The 1493-nt window shown below is 56.8% G+C and carries 1 protein-coding gene and 1 pseudogene; both read right to left on the bottom strand.

Going from position 1 to position 1493, the window contains the following annotated elements:
• Positions 1-584 (bottom strand): tyrosine-type recombinase/integrase (locus PSI17_RS16825; protein ID WP_273553052.1); only part of this gene is annotated, 584 nt, incomplete at its 3' end.
• 217 nt (positions 585-801) lie between these two features.
• Positions 802-1493 (bottom strand): annotated as a pseudogene (locus PSI17_RS16820) (DNA primase); the annotation flags it as partial.

Here is a 1493-nt window from a genome sequence, read left to right as displayed (position 1 = left end):
ACCACCCGGTCTTTGTTGCCCTTGCCCTGACTGACCACAACCGCCCCGCGCTCGAAGTCAATATCATCCCGCTTGAGCTGGCGCAACTCCATGCGCCGGAGGCCGCTGCTCCAGAGCACTTCCAGCATGACCCGGTTGCGCAGCCCCAGCACACTCAGGTCATCAAGGCTGTCCAGTACCTGCGTGGTTTCCCGTTCACTCAGTATCTGGGCGGGTAACCGCTTCTCTTCTTTCGGCAAGACCAGCAACTCCGTCGGGTTGTAGAGGATGTGATGCCGTTGCAGTAACCAACGGAACCACAACCGCAGCGTACCCAGACGCTCACGTTGCCCGTTATTGCTGTATCGATGACCATCAGCCTTACAGTAAGCCCGCAGATAACGCTGCCAGCTTTCCAGCAAGGCCAGCGTGACCTGGGCGGGATAACAGACGGTGCGCTGTTCGCACCAGTCGATAAAGGGCAGCAGGTAGCAGCGATAGGTTTCCAGTGTACTGTCGGCACGTCCCTGCGCGGCCAGGGTATCCAGATAGGCCGCCAGTTGCTGGCGCAGCGTGGTCAGTGTGCTGTCGTGCAAAGTTGTCATTCGGATTTTCCTTGTCGTTGTGGGCATTATCCGGCAGTACGGTCTGGGAGACGGTTTTATTGTATTGTCGGAACAATGATTTTTCGTTTGGTCAGACTTGCGGGCATTTAACCCTGTCTGGCTGCGGTATTGGGGCGGTTTTCACGCCACAGACTTAGCCCCGACTTGGGGCAGACTTGGTATCGACTTACCGCCATGCTACCCAGACTTGCACAGATCATACCGGGACAATCAGACCGCTTAAGTGGGCACTGTCGCCATCACCATCCCAGAGCAGTTCGTATTGCAGCAGGTGCCCGCGATTGCCGCCGTGGATCAGCAGGTATTCCATCTCACTCAGGCGTTGGCAGTGCAACTTAAGCTGGCTGTCGCTCCAGTTCGTGTAAGCGCGGATATCCCGCCGGGTAAAGCGGACTTCGCGTAACGTCTTCTGCCCGTTTCCGGCCATGTCATGCGCCATTTGCTGTATCAGCAACAACAGCTTGCGGGTCTGCGGCGGCATCTCGTCCAGCGTCCGGCCTAAGATGTCATGCGCGAGCTGGTTCGCCAGCCGGATATCGTCTTTCGTGACTTCGATATATTCCAGCCGCCTGCCGCGATGTTCAGCCACCTTCACTTCACGCTGGTACTGGTGCAGCAGGGCAATGCTCTGAATAAGCGTGAGATATTTCATATGGTCGCGGCGGGTGCGGGTTTTTTCTGACATAAAGGTCAGCTGGCTGGCATAGGGATTGACCACATTCAGGGGCTTAAGCAGCCGCTGGGCGTTCTGGTGCAACTGCGTCAGATAGTCGCGCTCGTTCTCGGCCAGCAACCCTTCAAGGGTCTGCTTATGCCGCTGCAACGCATGGATGGCTTCGGTCTGTTCACGGGTTTCATTGATGGTCAGCACCAGACAGCGATTTAATA

The sequence above is a fragment of the Xenorhabdus sp. IM139775 genome, from assembly GCF_028598745.1.
Lineage (GTDB): Bacteria > Pseudomonadota > Gammaproteobacteria > Enterobacterales > Enterobacteriaceae > Xenorhabdus.
The sequence above is the reverse complement of the archived record's forward strand: the minus strand, read 5'-3'. Positions and strand labels throughout refer to the sequence as shown.